This is a genomic window from Serratia sp. JKS000199, assembly GCF_900215455.1.
In the GTDB taxonomy this organism is placed as follows: Bacteria; Pseudomonadota; Gammaproteobacteria; order Enterobacterales; family Enterobacteriaceae; genus Serratia; species Serratia ureilytica.
In genome coordinates this window covers 3,465,969-3,485,349 of record NZ_LT907843.1, presented here as the reverse complement: position 1 = coordinate 3,485,349, position 19,381 = coordinate 3,465,969, and the positions used below count along the sequence as shown (strand labels likewise).

At 57.6% G+C, this 19,381-nt stretch carries 18 protein-coding genes; 5 read left to right on the top strand and 13 right to left on the bottom strand.

Translation table 11 applies throughout. The features are described from left to right. Positions 1–997 precede the first annotated feature (997 nt). From CPH57_RS24720 to CPH57_RS16615, 3 genes are all read right to left on the bottom strand, one after another. A complete protein-coding gene (locus CPH57_RS24720; RefSeq protein WP_231922812.1) occupies positions 998–1,600 on the bottom strand; it encodes a tyrosine-type recombinase/integrase in 603 nt (200 codons plus the stop codon). 396 nt (positions 1,601–1,996) lie between these two features. Beyond that, entirely contained in the window at positions 1,997–2,230 is a 234-nt protein-coding gene (locus tag CPH57_RS24715; RefSeq protein ID WP_231922811.1) for a DUF6538 domain-containing protein, read from the bottom strand. Between the two features lie 232 nt (positions 2,231–2,462). After that, positions 2,463–3,302, bottom strand: a complete 840-nt coding sequence (locus CPH57_RS16615; protein WP_089195126.1) for a helix-turn-helix domain-containing protein — start codon at positions 3,300–3,302, stop codon at positions 2,463–2,465. A 247-nt stretch (positions 3,303–3,549) separates the two neighbouring features. Here CPH57_RS16615 and CPH57_RS16610 point away from each other — a divergent pair, with 247 nt between their 5' ends. Continuing rightward, the gene (locus CPH57_RS16610; RefSeq protein WP_096242571.1) at positions 3,550–3,939 is read left to right on the top strand and encodes a DUF3224 domain-containing protein; all 390 of its coding nucleotides are present in this window, start codon (positions 3,550–3,552) and stop codon (positions 3,937–3,939) included. Between the two features lie 100 nt (positions 3,940–4,039). On the opposite strand, the gene CPH57_RS16605 is transcribed toward CPH57_RS16610, so the two are convergent. The 6 genes from CPH57_RS16605 to CPH57_RS16580 all read right to left on the bottom strand — a co-directional run bounded on the left by CPH57_RS16605 (position 4,040) and on the right by CPH57_RS16580 (position 9,846). After that, positions 4,040–6,037 (bottom strand): choline BCCT transporter BetT, encoded by a 1,998-nt coding sequence (locus CPH57_RS16605; protein WP_096242570.1) that lies wholly within the window; start codon positions 6,035–6,037, stop codon positions 4,040–4,042. 164 nt (positions 6,038–6,201) lie between these two features. Next, on the bottom strand, positions 6,202–6,549 hold the full coding sequence (locus CPH57_RS16600; protein WP_052752701.1) for a hypothetical protein: 348 nt from the start codon (positions 6,547–6,549) through the stop codon (positions 6,202–6,204). Positions 6,550–6,698: 149 nt separating this feature from the next. Next, positions 6,699–7,931 carry a cysteine desulfurase-like protein gene (locus CPH57_RS16595; protein WP_047573807.1) on the bottom strand — a complete coding sequence of 411 codons (1,233 nt, stop codon included), beginning with the start codon at positions 7,929–7,931 and terminating at the stop codon, positions 6,699–6,701. Beyond that, positions 7,928–8,542 (bottom strand): 2OG-Fe dioxygenase family protein, encoded by a 615-nt coding sequence (locus CPH57_RS16590; protein WP_223524591.1) that lies wholly within the window; start codon positions 8,540–8,542, stop codon positions 7,928–7,930. The genes CPH57_RS16595 and CPH57_RS16590 overlap by 4 nt, the downstream gene beginning before the upstream one ends. A gap of 259 nt (positions 8,543–8,801) precedes the next feature. Continuing rightward, complete coding sequence (locus CPH57_RS16585) at positions 8,802–9,140, bottom strand: hypothetical protein (RefSeq protein ID WP_033644790.1); 339 nt, start codon at positions 9,138–9,140, stop codon at positions 8,802–8,804. 136 nt (positions 9,141–9,276) lie between these two features. Beyond that, on the bottom strand, positions 9,277–9,846 hold the full coding sequence (locus tag CPH57_RS16580; RefSeq protein ID WP_033644791.1) for an HdeD family acid-resistance protein: 570 nt from the start codon (positions 9,844–9,846) through the stop codon (positions 9,277–9,279). Positions 9,847–9,995: 149 nt separating this feature from the next. Here CPH57_RS16580 and actS point away from each other — a divergent pair, with 149 nt between their 5' ends. Then, positions 9,996–10,751: an amidase activator ActS gene (gene actS, locus CPH57_RS16575; protein ID WP_033644792.1), complete on the top strand. Its 756-nt coding sequence runs from the start codon at positions 9,996–9,998 to the stop codon at positions 10,749–10,751. Between the two features lie 34 nt (positions 10,752–10,785). On the opposite strand, the gene CPH57_RS16570 is transcribed toward actS, so the two are convergent. After that, positions 10,786–11,643 carry a GyrI-like domain-containing protein gene (locus tag CPH57_RS16570; RefSeq protein WP_033652160.1) on the bottom strand — a complete coding sequence of 286 codons (858 nt, stop codon included), beginning with the start codon at positions 11,641–11,643 and terminating at the stop codon, positions 10,786–10,788. Between the two features lie 181 nt (positions 11,644–11,824). Here CPH57_RS16570 and CPH57_RS16565 point away from each other — a divergent pair, with 181 nt between their 5' ends. Continuing rightward, on the top strand, positions 11,825–13,594 hold the full coding sequence (locus tag CPH57_RS16565; RefSeq protein WP_033644936.1) for an ABC transporter ATP-binding protein/permease: 1,770 nt from the start codon (positions 11,825–11,827) through the stop codon (positions 13,592–13,594). 9 nt (positions 13,595–13,603) lie between these two features. Here CPH57_RS16565 and betI read toward each other — a convergent pair whose 3' ends face one another. Then, entirely contained in the window at positions 13,604–14,200 is a 597-nt protein-coding gene (gene betI / locus CPH57_RS16560) for a transcriptional regulator BetI (protein ID WP_042785301.1), read from the bottom strand. 158 nt (positions 14,201–14,358) lie between these two features. Between betI and CPH57_RS16555 the strand changes: the two genes are divergently transcribed. Beyond that, positions 14,359–15,903 carry a BCCT family transporter gene (locus tag CPH57_RS16555; RefSeq protein ID WP_096242569.1) on the top strand — a complete coding sequence of 515 codons (1,545 nt, stop codon included), beginning with the start codon at positions 14,359–14,361 and terminating at the stop codon, positions 15,901–15,903. A gap of 6 nt (positions 15,904–15,909) precedes the next feature. Here the strand turns inward: CPH57_RS16555 and CPH57_RS16550 are convergent, their stop codons facing one another. Continuing rightward, a complete protein-coding gene (locus CPH57_RS16550) occupies positions 15,910–16,341 on the bottom strand; it encodes a VOC family protein (RefSeq protein ID WP_033644796.1) in 432 nt (143 codons plus the stop codon). 158 nt (positions 16,342–16,499) lie between these two features. Beyond that, complete coding sequence (locus tag CPH57_RS16545) at positions 16,500–17,417, bottom strand: TIGR03571 family LLM class oxidoreductase (protein WP_033652158.1); 918 nt, start codon at positions 17,415–17,417, stop codon at positions 16,500–16,502. A gap of 670 nt (positions 17,418–18,087) precedes the next feature. Between CPH57_RS16545 and CPH57_RS16540 the strand changes: the two genes are divergently transcribed. Continuing rightward, positions 18,088–19,353 carry an MFS transporter gene (locus CPH57_RS16540; protein WP_046687745.1) on the top strand — a complete coding sequence of 422 codons (1,266 nt, stop codon included), beginning with the start codon at positions 18,088–18,090 and terminating at the stop codon, positions 19,351–19,353. The last annotated feature ends 28 nt before the right edge of the window (positions 19,354–19,381 follow it).

Below are 19,381 nucleotides of genomic sequence, written 5' to 3'. Positions count from 1 at the left end.
TAGCTGGCTATTAAATGACATTTAACTGTATTTATGCAATTTGATTCATGCAGCTTAATAAATCGCCAAACGATCGGTTTTTTCAGTAAGTTAGTAAAATTCTATCTTAAATATTGACAAGCTGGATTAACCAGTTGCGGCGCGCGGTTAGGTGCTGCAAGTTGTATTCCACTCCCAACTTATCCACAAATTAGGTCGATTTTGTTCACTTGCAAACGCCGTTTTTTCTCACTATCTTGTTACCCAAGGAATGAAGGGGCACTACATATAGTGTTTTGAAACTCCTTGGCAATAAAAAAGCCGAATCCACATTGTGAACTCGGCTTTCCTAGAAGCAAGGCCTCTAAGAGTTTGGCGACTCTTAGTTAACCGTCAGCTAGCTACTTTCTTACATTCGATAAATCGGATTGTAGACAGCATAGACGGGCCTTGTAAAACCATTTTGTGCCCAAAGGGCTAAGGTTCTACAACATGGCAATTTGCTATAACCGTCATCGGTACTCACAGTTGTTTACATCACTTCCTGACGATCAGGGGGGGGAAGGTCGTCATAAGTGCTGCGGTTGCGCTTATGAACAAGGCTTGCAACAAGGCTTTAAACGCAGTTCGCAAGCTTGGGTTGACCTAGATTCTCTACCTGAAAGCCAAGCGGGGACCGTTCGTCATAAAAGCCCTAAGGCAGCGTATGCCAAAGGTTATAACGACGGCATGATGGCGTCTTACGATAAGCCTTCGAAGGCTGGTTAAAAGAGACTAAACAATGAGGGCGGATTATTCCGCCTTCTCACCAAATATCTGAGTGAGGTTGTATCGATGTCAAAACGCAAAGTTGGTCGTAGTGCGATTACTGGACAATTTGTGACTGAGAAAGAAGTTAAGAAAAACCCCAAAACTACGGTTACGGAAACTATCAACTATCCGAGGCCTCAAAAGAAAAAACCGTAGTTACATTTATACTCAATGGAGCGCCCCTGGGGCGCTCCATTTCTGAAAAAGTTTACTCGTTTTGGTGGGGCAACCCATCATAATCCACCAACTCTATGATCTTTCTTAAATCATCCAGCCAGGCCCCTCGGCTGTAGACCTGTTTTGCTATGGTTTTCTGTGTGTGGCCCACAAGTGCGGCTATCCTGCTGTCGTCTATGTTCTGCCTGTCCAAACAGGTGATGAACATTCCCCTCAAGCTATGGAAACACTGCCTATCGCTTGCAGCAGGCAAGACACGATTTCTCAAGCGTGTGAATTTCTGACTAAAATACGGCGCTTTCTTCCCATCGCTCCGAGTAACGCTGTTTGCGCTAGGCAATAGATATTCATTACCCCTGCTCAGGTACTTCTCTATTACTCCAACAATGAGCGAATGCACCGGAATTGTGCGAATGCCCGCTTTTGTCTTGCTCTTGTTAATGTGGAGCGATAGCCCGCCGCCATCGCTGATCACATCGACGCACCTGATGCTACAGATCTCATCTAACCTCATCCCCTGATACAGTCCGATTAAGATCACATCCCTCAGTTCATCGTCTGCCGCGTTTAGCAGTTTTGTTGTGTCTTCAATAGTAAAGGGTTCGTAGCTTTCGACAGTGGACTTAGCCTCCAACGCATGGCCTTTGAAAGGGCAATCAGCAGGGAGATCGTCATAACAGCGCCGGGCGTACTCATAAACTGCCGAAAGGCTTGATAGGTAGTTTTGGACGATCTGAGAGGACTTCTGCCGCTTCTGTTCCTTGATGAAACCAGAAACCTGTGTTCTTCGTATCTCCTTCAGTGCGATATTTGGCTCGCCAACAGCTTCAAGAAATAGGTTAACGCTGAGTAGTGTTTTAGACAGTGTGGCAAGCTGACGCTTGTCCTGATATTCCGCTAGGTACTCGTCCCTAACCGTAGCTAAGGCAAGAGGAGCCTGCTCAAGTTGTGGCTTATTTGTCGTTGTGGGTGGAATAACCGCCGTTCTTTTTGGCTGTGTTCCGGTAAAAGAATGAATGGCGGCAATGCCTCATTGAACACGGATTTCAGGCGTATCAGATTTAAGCTGATTTTTGATCTTGTTGAACTCAATGATCATGTGGTCACGAAAATTACGCGCTTGCACCAAATCCCGTGTTCCAGTGCTTTTCCTGAAGGCGCGTTTCCCATCGCAGATTGCCCGCATGTACTTTGGGACAAACACCTGAAAGATCCAAATGCCGTCCCTGTTTTGGTATAGATATTGATTACCCTTGGTCGCCATGATTCTGTTCCTGTATTCTCACAGGATCAGTTACAAGAAAAGTACAATGTAGAGATGGAGTAACGGCAGCTTCCCAAGCTGCATACGAGGGTTCGATTCCCTTCACCCGCTCCAAGCCCGTTTACTCCTTCGTCTTACACGTTCACAGCACGCGTTATTTCCCGTTTCAGCCTCTGGCACTCATCTCGCCGAAGTCATTCTGACATTGCGCCTTGTCTCTCAATAAAGCAGGTCAGCGTTTGGCAAAGGCCGCCTGTATGCCGTTATTCTCCGCGTGCAGGGACCTGACATACTCGCTGGGCGACTGGCCCACCAGAGCGCGAAAATCGCGAGCGAAATGGGCCTGATCAAAATAGCCCAATTCCAGCGCCAGCCTGCTCCAATCGCGCGGCGCGTGAGCCTGCAGTTGCGCGATGGCTTCATGCAGACGATAGCGTTGGATCACCCATTTGGGGCCGACGCCTACGTACTTATGAAATAGCCTCTGTAGCGCGCGTTTGTCTATCGCCGCAGTGCCCAGCAATTGGTTTACCGACGTTATGCCAAGGTTGTCGGCGATAGCGGCCACGAGCCTGTTCGCTCGCGCGACGTTAGGATCGGGTTGGGGCCGCCGCGCCAGCAGGAAAGCCTCCGCCACGAGCGTCATCGCACTCGTCGTAGCGCACGTGGCGATACGCGTCGCCAGCGACTGGCAATCAGCGCCAAACACGGTCTGCGCAGGCATCGAGCGGTTCGCGAGCGTCGATATGGGCGCTTGCAGAAAGGGATGGAAGCCGCCCGGCTTAAACTTGATGCCAAAGGCGAAGCCTCGCCCTTCAAGGAGCCGCTCGAAGCGATCGGTGTGAACGCCGTAAACGTATGATTCATTCCGTTCGATCACCAGATGCACGTTGGGGTGGGGCAGCGTCGCTTGCCGCTGAGGCGGTAACTCCCGCAGATCCCAGCGCACGCACCAGTAGTGCTCGACCAGATCGGCCAACGCAGCTGATGGCGAGTGGCGCTCGTGTATAAACTGACTTTGCGTCGGCTGCGGATGCAGCACTCCGCGCGGTTTGGCATTCCCGGCCGTCATCTTGAGCTACCGTCATGCGGGGCGACTTGTCGCGTTTTTGCAATCATCTACCTGGTCGCTCCTGATACATTCACATATGTCTTCGCGCCGCGTTATGCGCCGCGATAGCTGCTGGAAGATAATGACGATTTTATAACTCGACAGATTGATCTGTATGGGCGCGTTTAATCTTTGCCGCGGCCATTGCCAGGAACGCAGCGCGCACCGATGCGTCTGTGTCATCAACCTTAACAAAGGGGTTTGTAAAATGCATGCGACAGGAACATTCGACATCAAATTGACGCCGCAAACCGCAACGGCCGAAATTGAGACGGCCAAGCTCAGTCGGATGACGATTGATAAGCAATTTCATGGTGACCTGACTGCGGCCAGCCTCGGAGAAATGCTGGCTGTACGCATGGATGCGCATGGCTCTGCCGGTTATGTGGCAATGGAGCGCGTAACGGGGACCTTGCATGGCCACAAGGGCAGCTTCGTGTTACAGCACAGCGGCACCATGAACCGTGGGGTTTCGTCGCTGCAGTTGACGGTCGTCCCCGATTCCGGGACGGGTGAGCTGACGCAATTGAGTGGATCGATGACGATCGAGATCGACCAAGGCGCGCACCGCTACACGATGGATTATGTCCTTCCCTAGGGGGAATAAACGAGGTGAACGGCGACCCAAACTTGTGTCAGCGCCGTGGTGAAGAAAGCAGGGCAAAAAAATGCCGCCCCTGGGGACGGCATGTCGGCATTCAGCGCACCAGATGCAAGAAATGCAGATGCTTTTCGTACTGGTCGAGAATATCGTTGATCAACTGCTCCTGATTCCAGCCCATGACATCGTAGTTCTGGCCGCCTTCTTTCAGGTAGATCTCCGCGCGATAATATTTGTGCTGCTCGGCTTGCTGTTCATCATTATCCAGCCCGGCCAGGGCGAAGGTCGGCGAGCTGTAGCCGCGCAGTCTGACTTCATAGATAAAGTTAAGCTCATCGCCTAAATCAACCTCGAAACGAATGCGATCTTCCGCGCCGGTGTTGATGCTGCTGAGCGTGCCTTGCTTACTCAGCTCCTCCTGCACCAGCGTCATGGCCGACTGGATGACTTCGTCCATAAAGCGCTTAACCAGCGAGCGCTTTGGCAGATAAGCGATATTACGCAGCCTGCGCTGCCAGGGGATAGGATTGCGGGCGGCGGTAGGGGCGATGGTGGCCATATTCTGGCTGTCGCGCTTGGTCAGATCGCGACGCAGCGCCTTAAGCAAACCGTAAATGGATATCAGCAAGATGGCCGAGAAAGGCAGCGCGCTGGCGATGGTGACGGTTTGCAGCGCGCTGAGCCCCCCGGCGATCAGCAAGGCGATGGCGACGATGCCCATCAGCGACGCCCAGAAAATGCGTTGCCATACCGGCGTGTTGCTGGAGCCGCCCGAAGCCAGCGTATCCACGACCATGGCGCCGGAGTCGGCGGACGTGACAAAAAAGACGATAACCATCGCCATGGCGATAAACGAAAGCACGCTGGAGAATGGGAAATGCTCCAGGAAGTTAAACAACGCCAAGGCCACGTCTTGTTGTACCGTAGTGGCGAGATCTGTCGCGCCCTTTTCCATGATGAGGTAAATGGCGCTGTTGCCGAACACGGTCATCCACATGAGGGTGAAGCCGGCCGGGACGAACAGCACGCCCGTGACAAATTCGCGGATGGTTCGGCCGCGGGAAACCCGTGCGATGAACATCCCGACGAAAGGCGACCAGGAGAGCCACCACCCCCAGTAGAGCAGCGTCCATCCGCCTAGCCAGTTGCTGGATTTGGGTTCATAGGCATACAGGTTGAAGGTTTTGCTGACCAGCTCGGACAGATAGCCGCCGGTATTTTCCACAAAGGATTTCAACAGCAAAACGGTTGGCCCCAACAGCAAGACCAAGGCCAGGAGCAACAGCGCCAGGCTGAGGTTCAGCTCCGACAGAAAGCGTATGCCCTTCTCCAGCCCGGAAACCACGGAAATGGTGGCCAGCCCGGTAATCACCACGATTAATATCACCTGAACGGTTTCGTTGATTGGCACGCCAAACAGGTGGTTAAGCCCGGCGTTGACCTGCAATACGCCATAACCCAGCGAGGTCGCGACCCCGAATACGGTGCCGATGACGGCGAAGATATCGACGGCGTGGCCGATAGGGCCATAAATGCGATCGCCGATGATCGGATAAAGCGCGGAGCGCAGGGTCAACGGCAGGCCATGCCGATAGCTGAAGAAGGCCAGAATCAACGCCACGATGGCGTAGATCGCCCAGGCATGCAGCCCCCAGTGGAAAAAGGTCAGGCGCATGGCCTGTTTGGCCGCCTCGATGCTCTCGGGCGTGCCGACCGGCGGCGAGAGATAGTGCATAACCGGTTCTGCCACGCCGAAGAACATCAGACCAATGCCCATCCCCGCCGAAAACAGCATGGCAAACCAGGAGTGATAGCGAAAATCGGGTTGCGCATGATCGGGGCCAAGTTTGATGTCGCCGTAACGAGAAAGCCCCAGAAACGTCACGCTGAGCAATATGAGCGCCACGGCCAAAATATAAAACCAGCTGGCGTTGGTGAAGATTTGTTGCTGCAGAAGCTTGAAGTTTTTGTCAGCGACGTCGGGGAAAAAGGCGGCGAAGGCGACCAGAAGAAAAATGAGGACTGCAGAGGTGAAGAATACCGCTTTGTTGATATGGCTTTGCGGCTTATTTAAGGAGGTGTCTTTCTCACTCATAAATTGATTTATTCCATTTGTTTGATTATCGCCCTGAATGGAGGAAAGGTGGTGACTGTAATATCGTAGCAAAATAGTCGGGCTGGCGCAGGAGGCCGACGCCGCTCTATAGAGCGGAATTACCGCTGTCTCTGTGCGGTAATTCCGAATAATTCACGTTGCCGTTAGTTAAATAAAAAGGCCAATAACCCCGTCACCTTATTCTTATTTTCCCATCCCTCCAATTTCATGCAGGCATTAACGTGTTCTTTTCTGCGCATTTCATTACGGTCCGAAGGAAAAACGACGCCGTGAGTATTGGGGATATCCGCACCGTTGATATTCATGGAGGAGAATACAGGCGAGCGGGTGTCTAAAGACAGGCTCACGGGATAGCGTTGTTCGGCTTCTTGTCGGCAGCTTGCTCTGGCGGCTTCAAGGGGTGTCGGAGCCGCCGTTTGCGCTTCCCACTTTTCCGGCGTAGCGCAGGAAGACATCATCAACGCGGCGGTGATAACGGCATATTTTCTCAACGTAAAAATCCCTTTTCAAAAAAATCCCGCCTATTCTACCCAACCCCTCAAACAGGGGGAGCGTTATTCACGTTTAACGCCTCCGGCGACACGCACGGCTATTTATGCTGTGTGGCCCGCCGGAAAACCGGTCGGGCCGTTATGGCGCATTAACCGAGGATCTCCTTGGCGAGTATTTCAAACAGCGTATCGATCTCATCAAGGGTGTTGTAGTGCATCATGCCGATGCGCAGCACGCCGCCGTCCTGCAGCCCCAGTTGCCTAACCAGGCCCAGCGCATAGAAATGCCCGCTGCCGGCGCAGATGTTGTGCTGCCCGAGGTGACGGGCGATCGCGTCTGGCGTATGGCCGCTGAAGGTCAGGGCGAAGGTCGGCGTGCGGCGCGCGCTGTCCGCCTGGGGATTGCCATAGAGTCGCACGCCGTCGAGTTGCTGCAGCCGTTGCAAAAAGTGGCGGCACAGCGCCTCTTCATGCCGGTGGTAGGCGGCGAAGCTCTCCTGCAAACGCTGCCTTAACGGTGCGCCCGGCGCGCCCCACTGCGCCAGATACTCGATAGCGGCCGCGACGCCGGCCAGCGCTTCGAAGCTTTGCGTGCCAGTCTCGAAACGGCCGGGGCCGACGTCGGTGGCCGGCTCGACTTTATACGGCCGCAGGCGCTGCAGCCACTGCGGCGCGATGTAGGCCATGCCGACGTGCGGGCCAAAGAATTTGTAGGCGGAGCACACCAGGAAGTCACATCCCAACGCCTGCACGTCGATAAGGTTATGCGGCGCGTAATGAACGGCGTCGACATACACCTGCGCGCCCACCCGATGCGCGGCTTCAACGATGGTTTTGATATCGACGATGCTGCCGGTGACGTTGGACGCGTAGCTGACCGCCACCAGACGCGTGTTGGCGTTGATGCGCGCGCACACTTTTGCCGCGTCGAGAGAACAATCGGCGCTCTCCAGCGCTATCTGATGCACCACGGCGCCTTTGTCGGCGGCGGCCTGCTGCCAGCTGGAGACGTTGGCGTAGTGATCCAGCGCGGTGACGATGACCTCATCGCCGTCCCGCCAATCGCGACTGATGATGCGGCTGAGATGAAAGGTCAGCGTGGTCATGTTCATGCCGAAGACGATGTTGTCGGGCGACGGCGCATTTAACAAGGCGCGCACCGATTCGCGCGCCTGGCCCATCACCTCGCCGGTAACCCGGCTGGAGAAGTAGTGCCCGCCCAGGTTGGCGTTGTACTTCCCCAGATAGTCGGTCATTTTTTCCAGCACGGCCCGGGAAACTTGCGCACCGCCGGGGCCATCGAAAAAGATCGCCGGTTTGCCGTCGATCTGCCGGGACAGGGCGCTGAACTGGCGTCGGGCGAGCTCGGGGGTAAAGGTCATGCTTTCTCTCCCCGAGCGGTGAGGACGAAGAGATCCAGATAGCCTTCTTCATTCGGGCTTACGGTATTGATCGGCGTGGCGTTGTGCCACAGTTTGCTGTCCGCCAACAGCACGGCTTCACCGTCGGCCAGCGCTTTTTTGAAGAAAGGATCGTGGCGGCTGTCGTCGTACAGCATGATTTCGCCGCCGACGATATTGTGGCGGTGAATGGCGATCATCGCGATATGGTCGAAACCGTCCTGGTGAATGCCTTCCGGCGCCACCAGCGTATCTTTTTGGATGGCGACCACGCGCATCTGGTGGATCTCTATCTCGGCGCCTTCCGGCAGTTCGTTATTTTCGGCAAACAGGTTGCACATCTCCGCCATGCCGGCGCTCTGCAGCACGGCGCTGTCGATAGGCTCGAAGCGGCGCACCACGTTGCCCTGGAAATGGTTGATCTGATCCGACTGCATGAAGGTACGCGGCCCCACTTCGGCGATGTTGGGGTTGAGGTATTTCACGACGGAATAACGGCGCAGGCGATATTTGCCGTCGGCATGTTGCGTGTGGGGCAAGGAAGAAAATGAGGGCATCAGCTCTTGGGTGGCTTGCGGGCTTAGTACAGTCATACTTATTACGTTTTCGTGTTTCTGTAACATAATCACCTCTAATAATAATAATTTCTGATGTTGTAGGGGGTAATTCGATTGAATTGTAGACGACTCTATAACCAACGCAATGTGGGGTTGGCGAGGTGTGATGGCGGTCGTAAAGTGGGGAGAGCGCAAAAAGATAACGTGGCGAAAAGTCGGCTGGTGCGGCGGTGAAACGGCGCGGCATCTTGCCCGCACCGGCAGGTATCAAGCGATGGGCGCGCGGCCCTCGTGTTCAGAATGTCTCGAAATAAAGCTCGCGCAACAGCCAGGAGATTTCGTTATTGGTGCGGTTCAGGACGTCTATTCTGTGAACCCCTATCGCTTCTGCGCGCAGGTCGAGCAGCAGGTTGCGAATCTGCCGGAATAACGGGGTTTGCGGGTTGGGTTTGGCCAACTGCTGTCCACACAGTTTGATACCGGCGTCGCAGCCGGTGGCGATGTCCGTCAGGCAGCACGGGCAAGCGGTTTTTTGGCGCGCCATATTGCGGCATTGTTGCCCGATTACCTGGTTGAAGTGGCGTAATTGCAGGCAGACTTCCCGCGAGTTCAACGGTTTGGAATGGGTTGTCATCGGTTTCAGCTCCCTTGTCTTCGCCTATATTGGCACTTACCGATGAAGATAACCACGGACAAGCTGAGGGGGTATCGCCTTGTTTTGTTTGCAAATGGGGAGGGGATGGCGGCCCGCCGTCGGCGGGCCGTTACGATCAGGCGCGTTTAAACAGATTCGCCGCCTGGAACAGGGCAAAGGAACTGACCAGCATCTCGATGCCGACGATCGCCGTCACCAGCGTCACCGACGCCGCCGGGCCTGAGCCGATCAGCATCCAGGCGATGATCAAATCGAGCACGCCGATGACGAACTGCAGCCAGTTGCCCGGCAGGCCTCGGCGCATATAGCCTGCCGCCAGGCGCGCGATGCCGCCGAGCGCAAACAGCACGGCGAGGTAGACCGCCAGCGCCAGAATGCCCGCCAGCGGGCTGGTGATGAACACATAGCCGATAATCAGGTAGGCCACGCCCAGCAGAATGCCGCCGATCATCGGCCAGGTATTCTGCGCCCGGTTGGCTATCATGGCGATAATCAGCCCGGCGCCGCTCAACAGCAGCAGGATGCCCACTACGATGCTCAGCGCTGCGCCGGAGGCGAAAGGATTCACCAGGCACAGTATGCCGCCCGCCAGCAGCAGGAAGGCGATGATCAGCAGGGTGGTGCGTTGCTTTTTGAGCAGCTCTTCGCTCAGGAGGGGCAGATTATTGCGGTCGAGGTTCAACATGACAGTACTCCATTTCGTCGTTGGGTAATTAATCAGTCATCCTTACCTGTTTAGCATAGACCGTCTGGGGGTTTTTGACTGACCCGGCGCAAATGTTACACTGTGCGGCTGACGCGTATCAGAACCGAAAAGACGATTGGGGACAGGATTTGAGCACAGGAAGCAAGCTGGCAAGGTGGCGCCGCATCGCGGTGTGTCTGACATTGGGGCTGCTGTTGGCCGGGTGTTCGGGTAAAAACACCTACAACCGCGACTACGACAAACTGCCGAAGGGCAGCTACACCGGCAAGTCCTACACCGTCAAACGGGGCGATACGCTGTACTACATCGCCTGGATCACCGACAGCGAAGTCGGCGATCTGGCCAGAATCAACAAGATACGCCCGCCCTATAATCTGGAAGTGGGGCAAAAACTGCGGCTGAGCGGCGGCGCGCCGACCAAAACCGCCGCTACGCGCCGTAAAACATCCTCGTCTTCCGCCGCGATCGCCAAGCAAACGCCGCCGCCGGGCGCCGCACGTTGCTGGCGCTGGCCGACCAGCGGCCGGATCGTGCAGGCGTACTCCAATGCCGATGGCGGCAACAAGGGCATCGACATCGCCGGTAAACGCGGCCAGCCGATCTATGCTTCCGCCAAGGGCAAAGTGGTGTACGTTGGCAACCAACTGCGCGGCTACGGCAACCTGATCATGATTAAGCACGGCGAAGACTTTATTACCGCCTATGCGCACAACGACACCACGCTGGTGCGCAATGGCCAGGATGTGAAAGCGGGGCAGAAGATCGGCACCATGGGCAGCACCGGCACCGATTCGGTGTTCCTGCATTTCCAGATCCGCTACCGCGCCACCGCGCTCGATCCGCAGCGCTATCTGCCGCCGCAGGGATCGTCGCCGTCCTGTTAACGTCAATCCGGCTCCTTGCGGGGCCGGATGTCAGCTATTTCAGCGGCAGATAAAGATCGGTCACCAGTTCATATTCCGCTACCTCGTGCACGAAGTTGTGGTAGTGGAAATAGAGCGGAAAGTCGCGCAGCTCCTCGCCGCTGGCCGGCAACCACTCGCTGTAGAGATAGCGGGCGCTTTCCGAGAGCCCATCCAGCGATCCGAGATGGCGCAGCACCGCGCAGCGTCCGGCCGGCAGCATGCTGTTCACCACGCCGAAGGCGTTGTCCTCCGGGATCGGCGCCGTGACCTCCCCGCAGAGGTAGAAGCGGAAGTCCTGCGCTTCGGTGGTGGCCGGATCGTGCGGTGCGATGCCGTACGTGCGGCTGCTTCTGACCGGCGACAGGCCGCTGGTTTTACGCCACTCGATAAAGCGCGCGGCGGTTTCATTGACCAGCGCGGACGGGCCGCGATGTTCGAGCATCGCCACCGGCGTGGCCGGGCAGTCGACAATGTCTACCTTCATGGGGTGTTTCCTTCTGTGTTTCGGTTCGGGAAAGCGCTGCTGCCAATCGATCCAGGCCGGCTGTTTGCGAAACTGGCTCGGCGTTTGGCTGAACGCCTGTTTGAAGGCGCGGCTGAAGGACTCCGGGTTTTGAAAGCCGGCGTCCAGCGCGATGTCAATCACCGGCTCCAGCGGGTTATACGCCAGGCGGTAAGAGGCGCGTTTAAGCCTCATCCACTGGATATAACGCCACACCGAGATGCCGCAATACGCGCTAAACTGGCGTTGAAAGTGAAAGCGCGAAAAATGGGCCACTTCGCTCAGCTTGTCGACGGTAAGCGCCTCGTCCAGGTGGCGGTCGATATAGTCAAAGACCTGCGCAAAGCGCTTTGCATACGTCTGGGTCATGTGATTGTCTCCTCCATGCCTGAACTTTGCCCGAGTCGCCGCCGCCTCTCCTGACGGATGATGCTGAGTTGCCATCGCAGGAAAACGGAATGGCTGCGGCGTTCGCCGCCGGCCAGGCCAAACTCATAACCCCCGCGCGGCCATGCGCCGCGAGCCCGACCGAGAAGATGAATATTACATGATGGATCGTTCCCGCTTGCTGAAATTCCTGCTGCCCTATCTGTGGCCGAAAGACAACCCGCGGCTGCGGGGGTATTTGGTGGTGGCCTTCGTGTTCATGGTGGCGGCCAAGGTCAGCACCACGCTGGTGCCGCTGGCCTACAAAGCGATGGTCGATGCGCTGAGCGGCGAGACGGCGAAAATGCTGGCGGTGCCGCTGGGGCTGATCGTCGCCTACGGCGTGGCGCGGGTGGGCGGCGCGCTGTTTGAGGAACTGCGCAACGTGATGTTTATCCACGTCAGCCAGAACGCCACGCGCCTGTTGGGCGTGCGGGTGTTTCGCCAACTGCATGCGCTGAGCCTGCGCTTCCATCTGGAGCGCCAGACCGGCGGGCTGTCGTTGTCTATCGAGCGCGGCACCCAGGCGGTGTCCACGGTGCTGTCGCGATTGTTGTTCTCCATCGTGCCGATCCTGTTCGAGCTGACGCTGGTCACGGCGATCATGTGGCATATGCTGAACGGCTGGTTCGCGTTGGCGATCCTGACCACGGTCGGCTGCTACATCCTGTTCACCGTGCTGGCGGTGAGCTGGCGCACCCGCTTTCGCCGCGAGCTCAACAAGGCCAACGCCGACGCCAACAGCAAATCCATCGACAGCCTGCTGAACTATGAGACCGTGAAGTACTTCGGCAATGAAGCGTTCGAGGCTGAGCGCTTCGATCTGTCGCGCCGGCTGTACGAATACGCCGCCATCAAGAACCAATTCAGTTTTACCGCGATCAACCTGGGGCAAACCGCCATTATCTCGATCGGGCTGATCGTCATGATGGCCATGGCGGCGCAGGGCATTACGCAGGGGACGATGACGGTCGGCGACTTCGTGCTGGTCAACGCCTACCTGCTGCAGCTGTACCAGCCGCTGAACTTCTTCGGCTTTATCTACTCGGAGGTGCGCCAGGCGCTGATCGACATGGAGAACATGTTCGATCTGCTGCAGGAAAAGCGTGAGATCGTCGATAGCCCGGATGCGCAGCCGCTGCGCCTCGAGCGCGGCGAAGTGCGGTTCGACGCGGTCAGCTTCGGTTACGACACGCGTCGGCCGATCCTCAAGCAGGTGAGCTTTACCATTCCGGCGGGCCACACGGTGGCGGTGGTCGGCGCCTCCGGCGCGGGCAAGTCCACGCTGTCGCGCCTGCTGTTTCGCTTTTACGACGTGCAGGGCGGCGCCATTACCCTCGACGGCCAGGACATTCGCCAACTGACCCAGGCCAGTCTGCGGCAGGCGATCGGCATCGTGCCGCAGGATACGGTGCTGTTCAACGATACGCTGCGCTACAACATCGGCTATGGCAAAACCGGCTCCAGCGATGAAGAAATCGAGCGTGCGGCGCGGCTGGCGCATATCCATGATTTTATCGTCGGTCTGCCCGACGGTTACGACACCCGGGTGGGCGAGCGTGGGCTGAAGCTGTCGGGCGGTGAAAAGCAGCGGGTGGCGATCGCGCGCACCATCCTGAAAAATCCGGCCATCCTGGTGTTCGACGAGGCGACCAGCGCGCTGGATACCCAGACCGAGCGCGAAATCCAGGGGCACCTGCGCGAGGTGAGCCGCAACCACACCACGCTGGTGATAGCCCATCGGCTCTCCACCGTGGTGGACGCCGATGAGATCATCGTGCTGGAGGCGGGGGAGATCGTCGAGCGCGGGGGGCATGAGGCGCTGTTGGCGGCGAACGGCCGCTACGCCGCCATGTGGCAAACCCAGTACAGCGAAGAGCAGGAACCGCGCTGACGCTGCCGTTCACACCATCGATGGCGCGGCCTTGAGCCGTTGTATCACGTACTCGCAGGCGATGCGGTAATCCTGCTGCAGATCGGTGTCATCCCCGGCCAGGCTGCCGCGCAGCCAGAGCCCATCGATCATCGCCGCTAGCCCGCGCGCCGCGTCGCGCGCCTGCTGCAGCGGCAGCTCGCGGCGGAACTGGCTGCATATATTGGAATAGAGCCGCCGATCGTTGGCGCGCTGCAGGCGGCGCAGCACCGGCTGGTGCATGCTGGCGGCCCAGAAGTCGAGCCAGGCGCGCATGGAAATGGCGTTGGTTTGACTGGGGTGGAAGTTGCCCTGAATGATGGCGCACAGCTGCGACTGGCTGTCGCTCGCCGCCTGAGCGCGGCACTCGGCCACCGCGTCGCGCAGATCGCGCAGGATCTTGCGCATGGTCGCGCTCAACAATCCCTCCTTATCGCCAAAATAGTGGCTGACGATGCCGGTCGACAGCCCGGCTTCTTTCGCCACCTGCGACAGGGTGACGCCGGCCAACCCCACCACGCTGATGGTTTCGAAGGCGGCGTTAATCAACTGCTCCTTGCGCTGCTCAGGAATGTCTCTGCGGTACATATTTTCCCCAACTGATAGGCAAATCACACTTTGAATTTGATTGATTGAACGGTCAATCAATACTCTATATGCTGCGAAAATGTCAAATAAATGACGATAAAATGTTAATCAAAAGTTGCATTTAAATCGTCTGTCTTTCGCATCATGGAAGCCTGCCAATGACAATAAAAACTCCTCCATCGCTTGACGAAGAACCTGTCAGATTGAATGTCCCGGTATTTTTCGGCTCAGCCGCGGTGATCTTGCTGCTGGGGGCGCTGATTGTGCTGTTTCCCGCCGCCAGCAAACAGTGGCTGAATGTCGCGCAAAGTTGGGTGGCCGACGTGTTCGGCTGGTATTACATGCTGTTGATGGTCGCCTGTATGGTGTTCGTGTTCTGGCTGGCGCTGTCGCGCTTTGGCCATATTCGCCTCAGCCAGGATGACGAGCCGCCGCAGTTCAGCTATCCCTCCTGGGTGGCGATGCTGTTCTCGTCGGGCATCGGCATTGCGCTGGTATATTACGGCGCCTATGAGCCGTTGGATCACTTCCTGTCGCCACCGGAAGGCGACGGCGGCAGCGTACAGGCGGCGCGGCAGGCGATGGCGCTGACCTTTTTACACTGGGGGCTGCACGGTTGGGCGCTGTATGCGTTGATCGCCACCGCGCTCGCCTATTTCGCCTATTGTCGCGGTTTGCCGCTGGCGCTGCGTTCGGCGCTGTACCCGATCTTCGGCGAGCGCATCCACGGCGGCGTCGGCCATCTGGTGGACAGCTTCGGCATTCTGGTGACGGTTATCTCGATGGTGACCAACCTGGGGATCGGCGCGCTGTTGGTGAACTCGGGGCTGTTCTACCTGTTCGACATTCCGCAAAGCACCGGCGTGCTGCTGGCGCTGATCGTGGTGATGATGGTGGTGGCCACGCTGGCGGCGGTCACCGGCGTCGAGAAGGGCATTGCCATGCTGTCGAACATCAACGTCGGCTTCCTGTGCCTGCTGTTGCTGTTCGTGTTTCTGGCCGGCCCGACGCTGAACCTGCTCAACGGCATGTTGCAGAACATTGGGGATTATCTGACCTCGCTCGTCAGTCGCAGCTTCGATATGTATCTGTACGGCAAGGCGCGCCAGTGGCAGGGAGCCTGGACACTGTTCTATTGGGCCTGGTGGGTGGCGTGGGCGCCGTTTGTCGGGCTGTTTATCGCGCGTATTTCCAAAGGCCGTACCATCCGCGAACTGATCTTCGGCGTGTTGCTGATCCCGCTGGGGTTCACGCTGGCGTGGCTGTCGATCTTCGGCAATACCGCCATCAGTCTGGTGCTGGAGGGCGGGCAAGCGATTCTGGGGCAGGTGGCGCACAGCGATCCGCCGATGGCGGTGTTCAAGCTGTTCGAATACCTGCCCTATACCCAGCTGACCGCCGGTTTTGTGGTGGTGATAAGCTTCGTGCTGTTCCTGACGCCGGTCGATTCCGGCACGCTGATGATAGCGAATCTGTCCTGCCAGGGCGGTTCCGCCCACGATGACGCGCCGGCCTGGCTGCGGGTGTTCTGGGCGGCGGTCACCACGCTGGTGTGCGCCGGGCTGCTGTACGCCGGCAGTTTCAGCGCGATGCAGACTGCCGTGGTGCTGTGCGGCTTGCCTTTCTCGGCGGTGATCGTGCTGTACATGCTCAGCCTGCGCAAGGATCTGCGCGGCTACGCCATGAAGCCGGCGCTCCCCTGAGGCGGCTTATTCGTCCGCGCGCGGCCGATGATGCACGTATTCGATAATCGTGCCATCCGGCAGGCGCGCATTGAAACAGGCGCCGGTGGGCACTTCCACCGGGCCAAAGAAGATATCGGCGCCGGCGGCCTGTAGCCGCTGGTGGTAGGGATAAATGTCATCGACCAGCAACGTGCCGACGGTGCTGCGAAAAGGACGCAGGTTTTCTTCCGAGCCTTCCAGGATCAGAAATGGCCCCACCGCCGCCAGCACCAGCCGATGCTCGGGGAAGTCGAAACGCATATCCGCTTCCACGCCGTGCAGCTGCTCGTAAAACGCGATGGCGCGGTCAATCTCGCCTTCGTTGACGTAGACCCGGATCAGCACGCGCGGCTCGCGCAGCGATGAAGAGTCGGCGGTTTTGCGCCAAAAGCCTGCTTCTGTCAGTTTTGCCGTCATTGCTCATTCCTCATGGTGGCTCGTTTCCTTGTCATCATGCCGCCGTTTGACGGCAGGGATTAGACCGAGTTGTTATGAACCAGCAGCGGCGGAAATAAAAAAGCCCCGGTAACGGGGCAAAGACCCGCTCAGGTCGGAATAGCGGGCTAAAGCGGGCGTCAGGCGCGATGGAATTCCGGTAACACCCATTGGCCGATCTCCTGCATCGTCTCTTCCAGCGGCCGCTGGTTGCGGCGAAAATGCAGGCCGATATGGTTGACCCCGGCGTCACGCATGGCGCTCAGTTCCTGAATCAACCCATTGCGGCCGCTCTTGATGCCGAAGCGATGGCGCTGAATCGGCGCGTCGGCGTTATCGGTGAGGTCGAGATGAATAAAGCTGACGTAGGGCTTGTCACCGGCTACGTTGCGCCAGAGTTTGACCCGCGAAACGTGGTCCGCAGGCGTGCCGGGATACGACAGCCAGCCATCCATATTTTTCCCCACCCACTCGGGCGTTTGTTGCGCCAGCCCGGCGACCAGCAGCGGCGGCGGCGGCGTGGCCGGCAGCAGGCGCAGTCCCGGTTGCAGCGCGCTGTCGGCTTCCCCTTTGAGAATGCCGACGCTGGCGCGGAAGCTTTCACCGCGCGCGGCGTAATCGGCGCCGAACAGCGGGTACTCCACGGGGCGATCGCCGCTGGCGACGCCGAGCAACAGACGATCGCCGCTCAGCGTTTGCAGCGTGGAAGCCGCTTTGCGCACCAGCCACGGCTGCCGCAGCGGCAGCACCACGGCCGCGGTACCGAGCAGAATATTGCGCGTCAGGCTGGACAGGTAGCCGAGGTAGGTAAAGGTCTCAAACACCTGCGCGGCGTCGCCGAAGTCCGGATCATACAGCGGCACGTCGCGAACCCAGGCGGCGCGAAAGCCGAGCTCATCGGCCAGCTTGATGCGCGCAGCGTGTTCGCTCATGTCCGGCACGCCGAACGGCCGCCCGTCCTGCTGGCGTTTCAGCTGCCCGCTGGTGGACCAATCGTTGTCCAGCGGCAACTCGATGCCGATGGAAAGCGGCTCCCGGGTTAATTTTTCGATGCTCATGTGTCACTCCGTCTCAGGCCTTGCGGCGCGGTGTCGAACGATGGCACGAAGTGTTGCATGGCGCTTAATTGAGATAAACAGCCCTAATCGCAATAGATAATTGCTGTTGCGAGCATAATTGCTTTGCAGGATACGGCATATTTGTCGTGATTTACGTCACGCTCTGCGCTTTTGTTATTGTCCAGACGGGGTTATATAACCCCGCCGTTGGCCTTTCCCTCGTAAGAGTTAGTTTTTTCTGCGGCCTTAAAATAAAACGAGATGATTCAATAGATAAAAATGGCTCTGAAGCGCGTGCGGGGATCATTCAATGCCGATAAAAAATTAATAAGCCTGAAGCGTCATCGATGGGATTATTCGCAAATAACGTGCAAACAGGCTTTTTTTAATCGCAAGAAAGTACCGGACATTATTTTATATGTATCAAGAACAGAAGGATAAATAACCTGAAGGTGATAATGCGATATTGAAATAGTACCCGTTCAGAATTTCATTTGTCTCTCGAAGAGCGCCGGTTGACAGACCGCCGGCTTGCGATAATTTTATGTCATTAACATGTTAATGAGTTGTTGTCGTGACGGAGGGCCAATTTCTCTCTTGGCCGAGCGCTTAACACACTTATGCCATGGCGGGTCGCCATTCATAAGTTAACTTATGGACAAATGACGCTATGAATACATCGCCAGCGGCACGCAGAGCATTAAGTGAAGAGAACCGGTTGCTGATTATTTTGTTTTTCGTGTTCGGCTGCGTGTTCGTCGATCGTCTGACCATCTCGTTTCTGTTTCCGATGATTGCCGCCGACCTCAAGCTCAGCAACGTGCATCTCGGCACGCTGTCGGCGGTGTTGGCGCTAACCTGGGCGCTGTCCGGCGCCGGGTTGGGGGCGATAGCCGATCGCTTTAATATCCGTAAGCCGATGCTGATCCTGTCCATCTTAGTGTTTTCGCTGTTCTCCGCGCTGTCGGGGCTGGTCAGCGGGTTTGCCATGTTATTGATCTTCCGGGCGCTGATGGGGATTGCTGAGGGGCCGGTATTGCCGATCGCGCAATCGTTGATGGTGGAAAGATCGCAGCCGCAGCGCCGCGGTTTCAACATGGGATTGATCCAGGGCGCGGCGCCGGGGCTGTTGGGTGGCATCATCGCGCCGCCGCTGATCATCTATCTGGCGCAGAAGTGGGGATGGAGCATGGCGTTTCACCTGACCGCCGTGCCGGGCATCATTCTGGCGTGGCTGATCTATCGCTATGTGAACGGCAAAAAGGATCCCGCTTTCAGCGCCGCGCCGGCGGCGGGTAAGCCGGCGGGCAAGGCCGCTTACGGCGAGCTGTTCAAAATCAAGAACGTGGCGCTGTGCATTCTGATCTCCTGCGTGTTCGTCACCTGGTTCATGATCATCATTACCTTCACCCCTAACTTTTTGGTGACCGACCGTGGCTTCGGTGAAGGCACGATGGGCGGCATCATGAGCGCCATCGGCGCCGCCTGGGTCTTCTGGGGCGTGGCGGTACCGGCGATCTCCGATCGCCTTGGGCGCAAACCGACGCTGATTTTCTTTTCGCTGCTGGCGGTGTGCTGCCCGCTGTTCCTGAGCTACGTCGCCAATCCGTGGCTGCTGGGCGTGCTGGTGTTCCTGTCTTATACCGGCCTTGGCTGTTTCACGCTGTTTATGGCCACCATCCCGTCGGAAACGGTGTCGCCGGCGCGCATCGCCACCGCGTTGGGGCTGGTGATGGGGATCGGCGAGGTGATTGGCGGCTGCCTGGCGCCGTTTATCGCCGGGCTGATCGCCGATCGCTACGGCCTGGTCAGCGTAATGTGGCTGGCGGCCGCCGGTGCCGTGTGCGCCGGGGTACTGAGTTGTTTTCTCGATGAAACCGCCCCTGCCGTGGTGAACCGCCGAGCGGTGAAGCCGGCGGGCGTCGCCGACGTTTGAGACGAGTTTTATCCCATTCAATTAAGGA

Bases quoted from the DNA above. Each gene is read 5' to 3' on its own strand.
- CPH57_RS16610 (WP_096242571.1), top strand. From the start codon at position 3,550: ATGCATGCGACAGGAACATTCGACATCAAATTGACGCCGCAAACCGCA.
- CPH57_RS16555 (WP_096242569.1), top strand. From the start codon at position 14,359: ATGACAATAAAAACTCCTCCATCGCTTGACGAAGAACCTGTCAGATTG.
- CPH57_RS16570 (WP_033652160.1), bottom strand. From the start codon at position 11,643: ATGACCCAGACGTATGCAAAGCGCTTTGCGCAGGTCTTTGACTATATC.
- CPH57_RS16595 (WP_047573807.1), bottom strand. From the start codon at position 7,931: ATGACCTTTACCCCCGAGCTCGCCCGACGCCAGTTCAGCGCCCTGTCC.
- CPH57_RS16585 (WP_033644790.1), bottom strand. From the start codon at position 9,140: ATGACAACCCATTCCAAACCGTTGAACTCGCGGGAAGTCTGCCTGCAA.
- CPH57_RS16545 (WP_033652158.1), bottom strand. From the start codon at position 17,417: ATGAGCATCGAAAAATTAACCCGGGAGCCGCTTTCCATCGGCATCGAG.
- CPH57_RS16565 (WP_033644936.1), top strand. From the start codon at position 11,825: ATGGATCGTTCCCGCTTGCTGAAATTCCTGCTGCCCTATCTGTGGCCG.
- CPH57_RS16590 (WP_223524591.1), bottom strand. From the start codon at position 8,542: ATGACTGTACTAAGCCCGCAAGCCACCCAAGAGCTGATGCCCTCATTT.
- CPH57_RS16550 (WP_033644796.1), bottom strand. From the start codon at position 16,341: ATGACGGCAAAACTGACAGAAGCAGGCTTTTGGCGCAAAACCGCCGAC.
- CPH57_RS16615 (WP_089195126.1), bottom strand. From the start codon at position 3,302: ATGACGGCCGGGAATGCCAAACCGCGCGGAGTGCTGCATCCGCAGCCG.
- CPH57_RS16580 (WP_033644791.1), bottom strand. From the start codon at position 9,846: ATGTTGAACCTCGACCGCAATAATCTGCCCCTCCTGAGCGAAGAGCTG.
- CPH57_RS16605 (WP_096242570.1), bottom strand. From the start codon at position 6,037: ATGAGTGAGAAAGACACCTCCTTAAATAAGCCGCAAAGCCATATCAAC.
- CPH57_RS24715 (WP_231922811.1), bottom strand. From the start codon at position 2,230: ATGGCGACCAAGGGTAATCAATATCTATACCAAAACAGGGACGGCATT.
- CPH57_RS16540 (WP_046687745.1), top strand. From the start codon at position 18,088: ATGAATACATCGCCAGCGGCACGCAGAGCATTAAGTGAAGAGAACCGG.
- betI (WP_042785301.1), bottom strand. From the start codon at position 14,200: ATGTACCGCAGAGACATTCCTGAGCAGCGCAAGGAGCAGTTGATTAAC.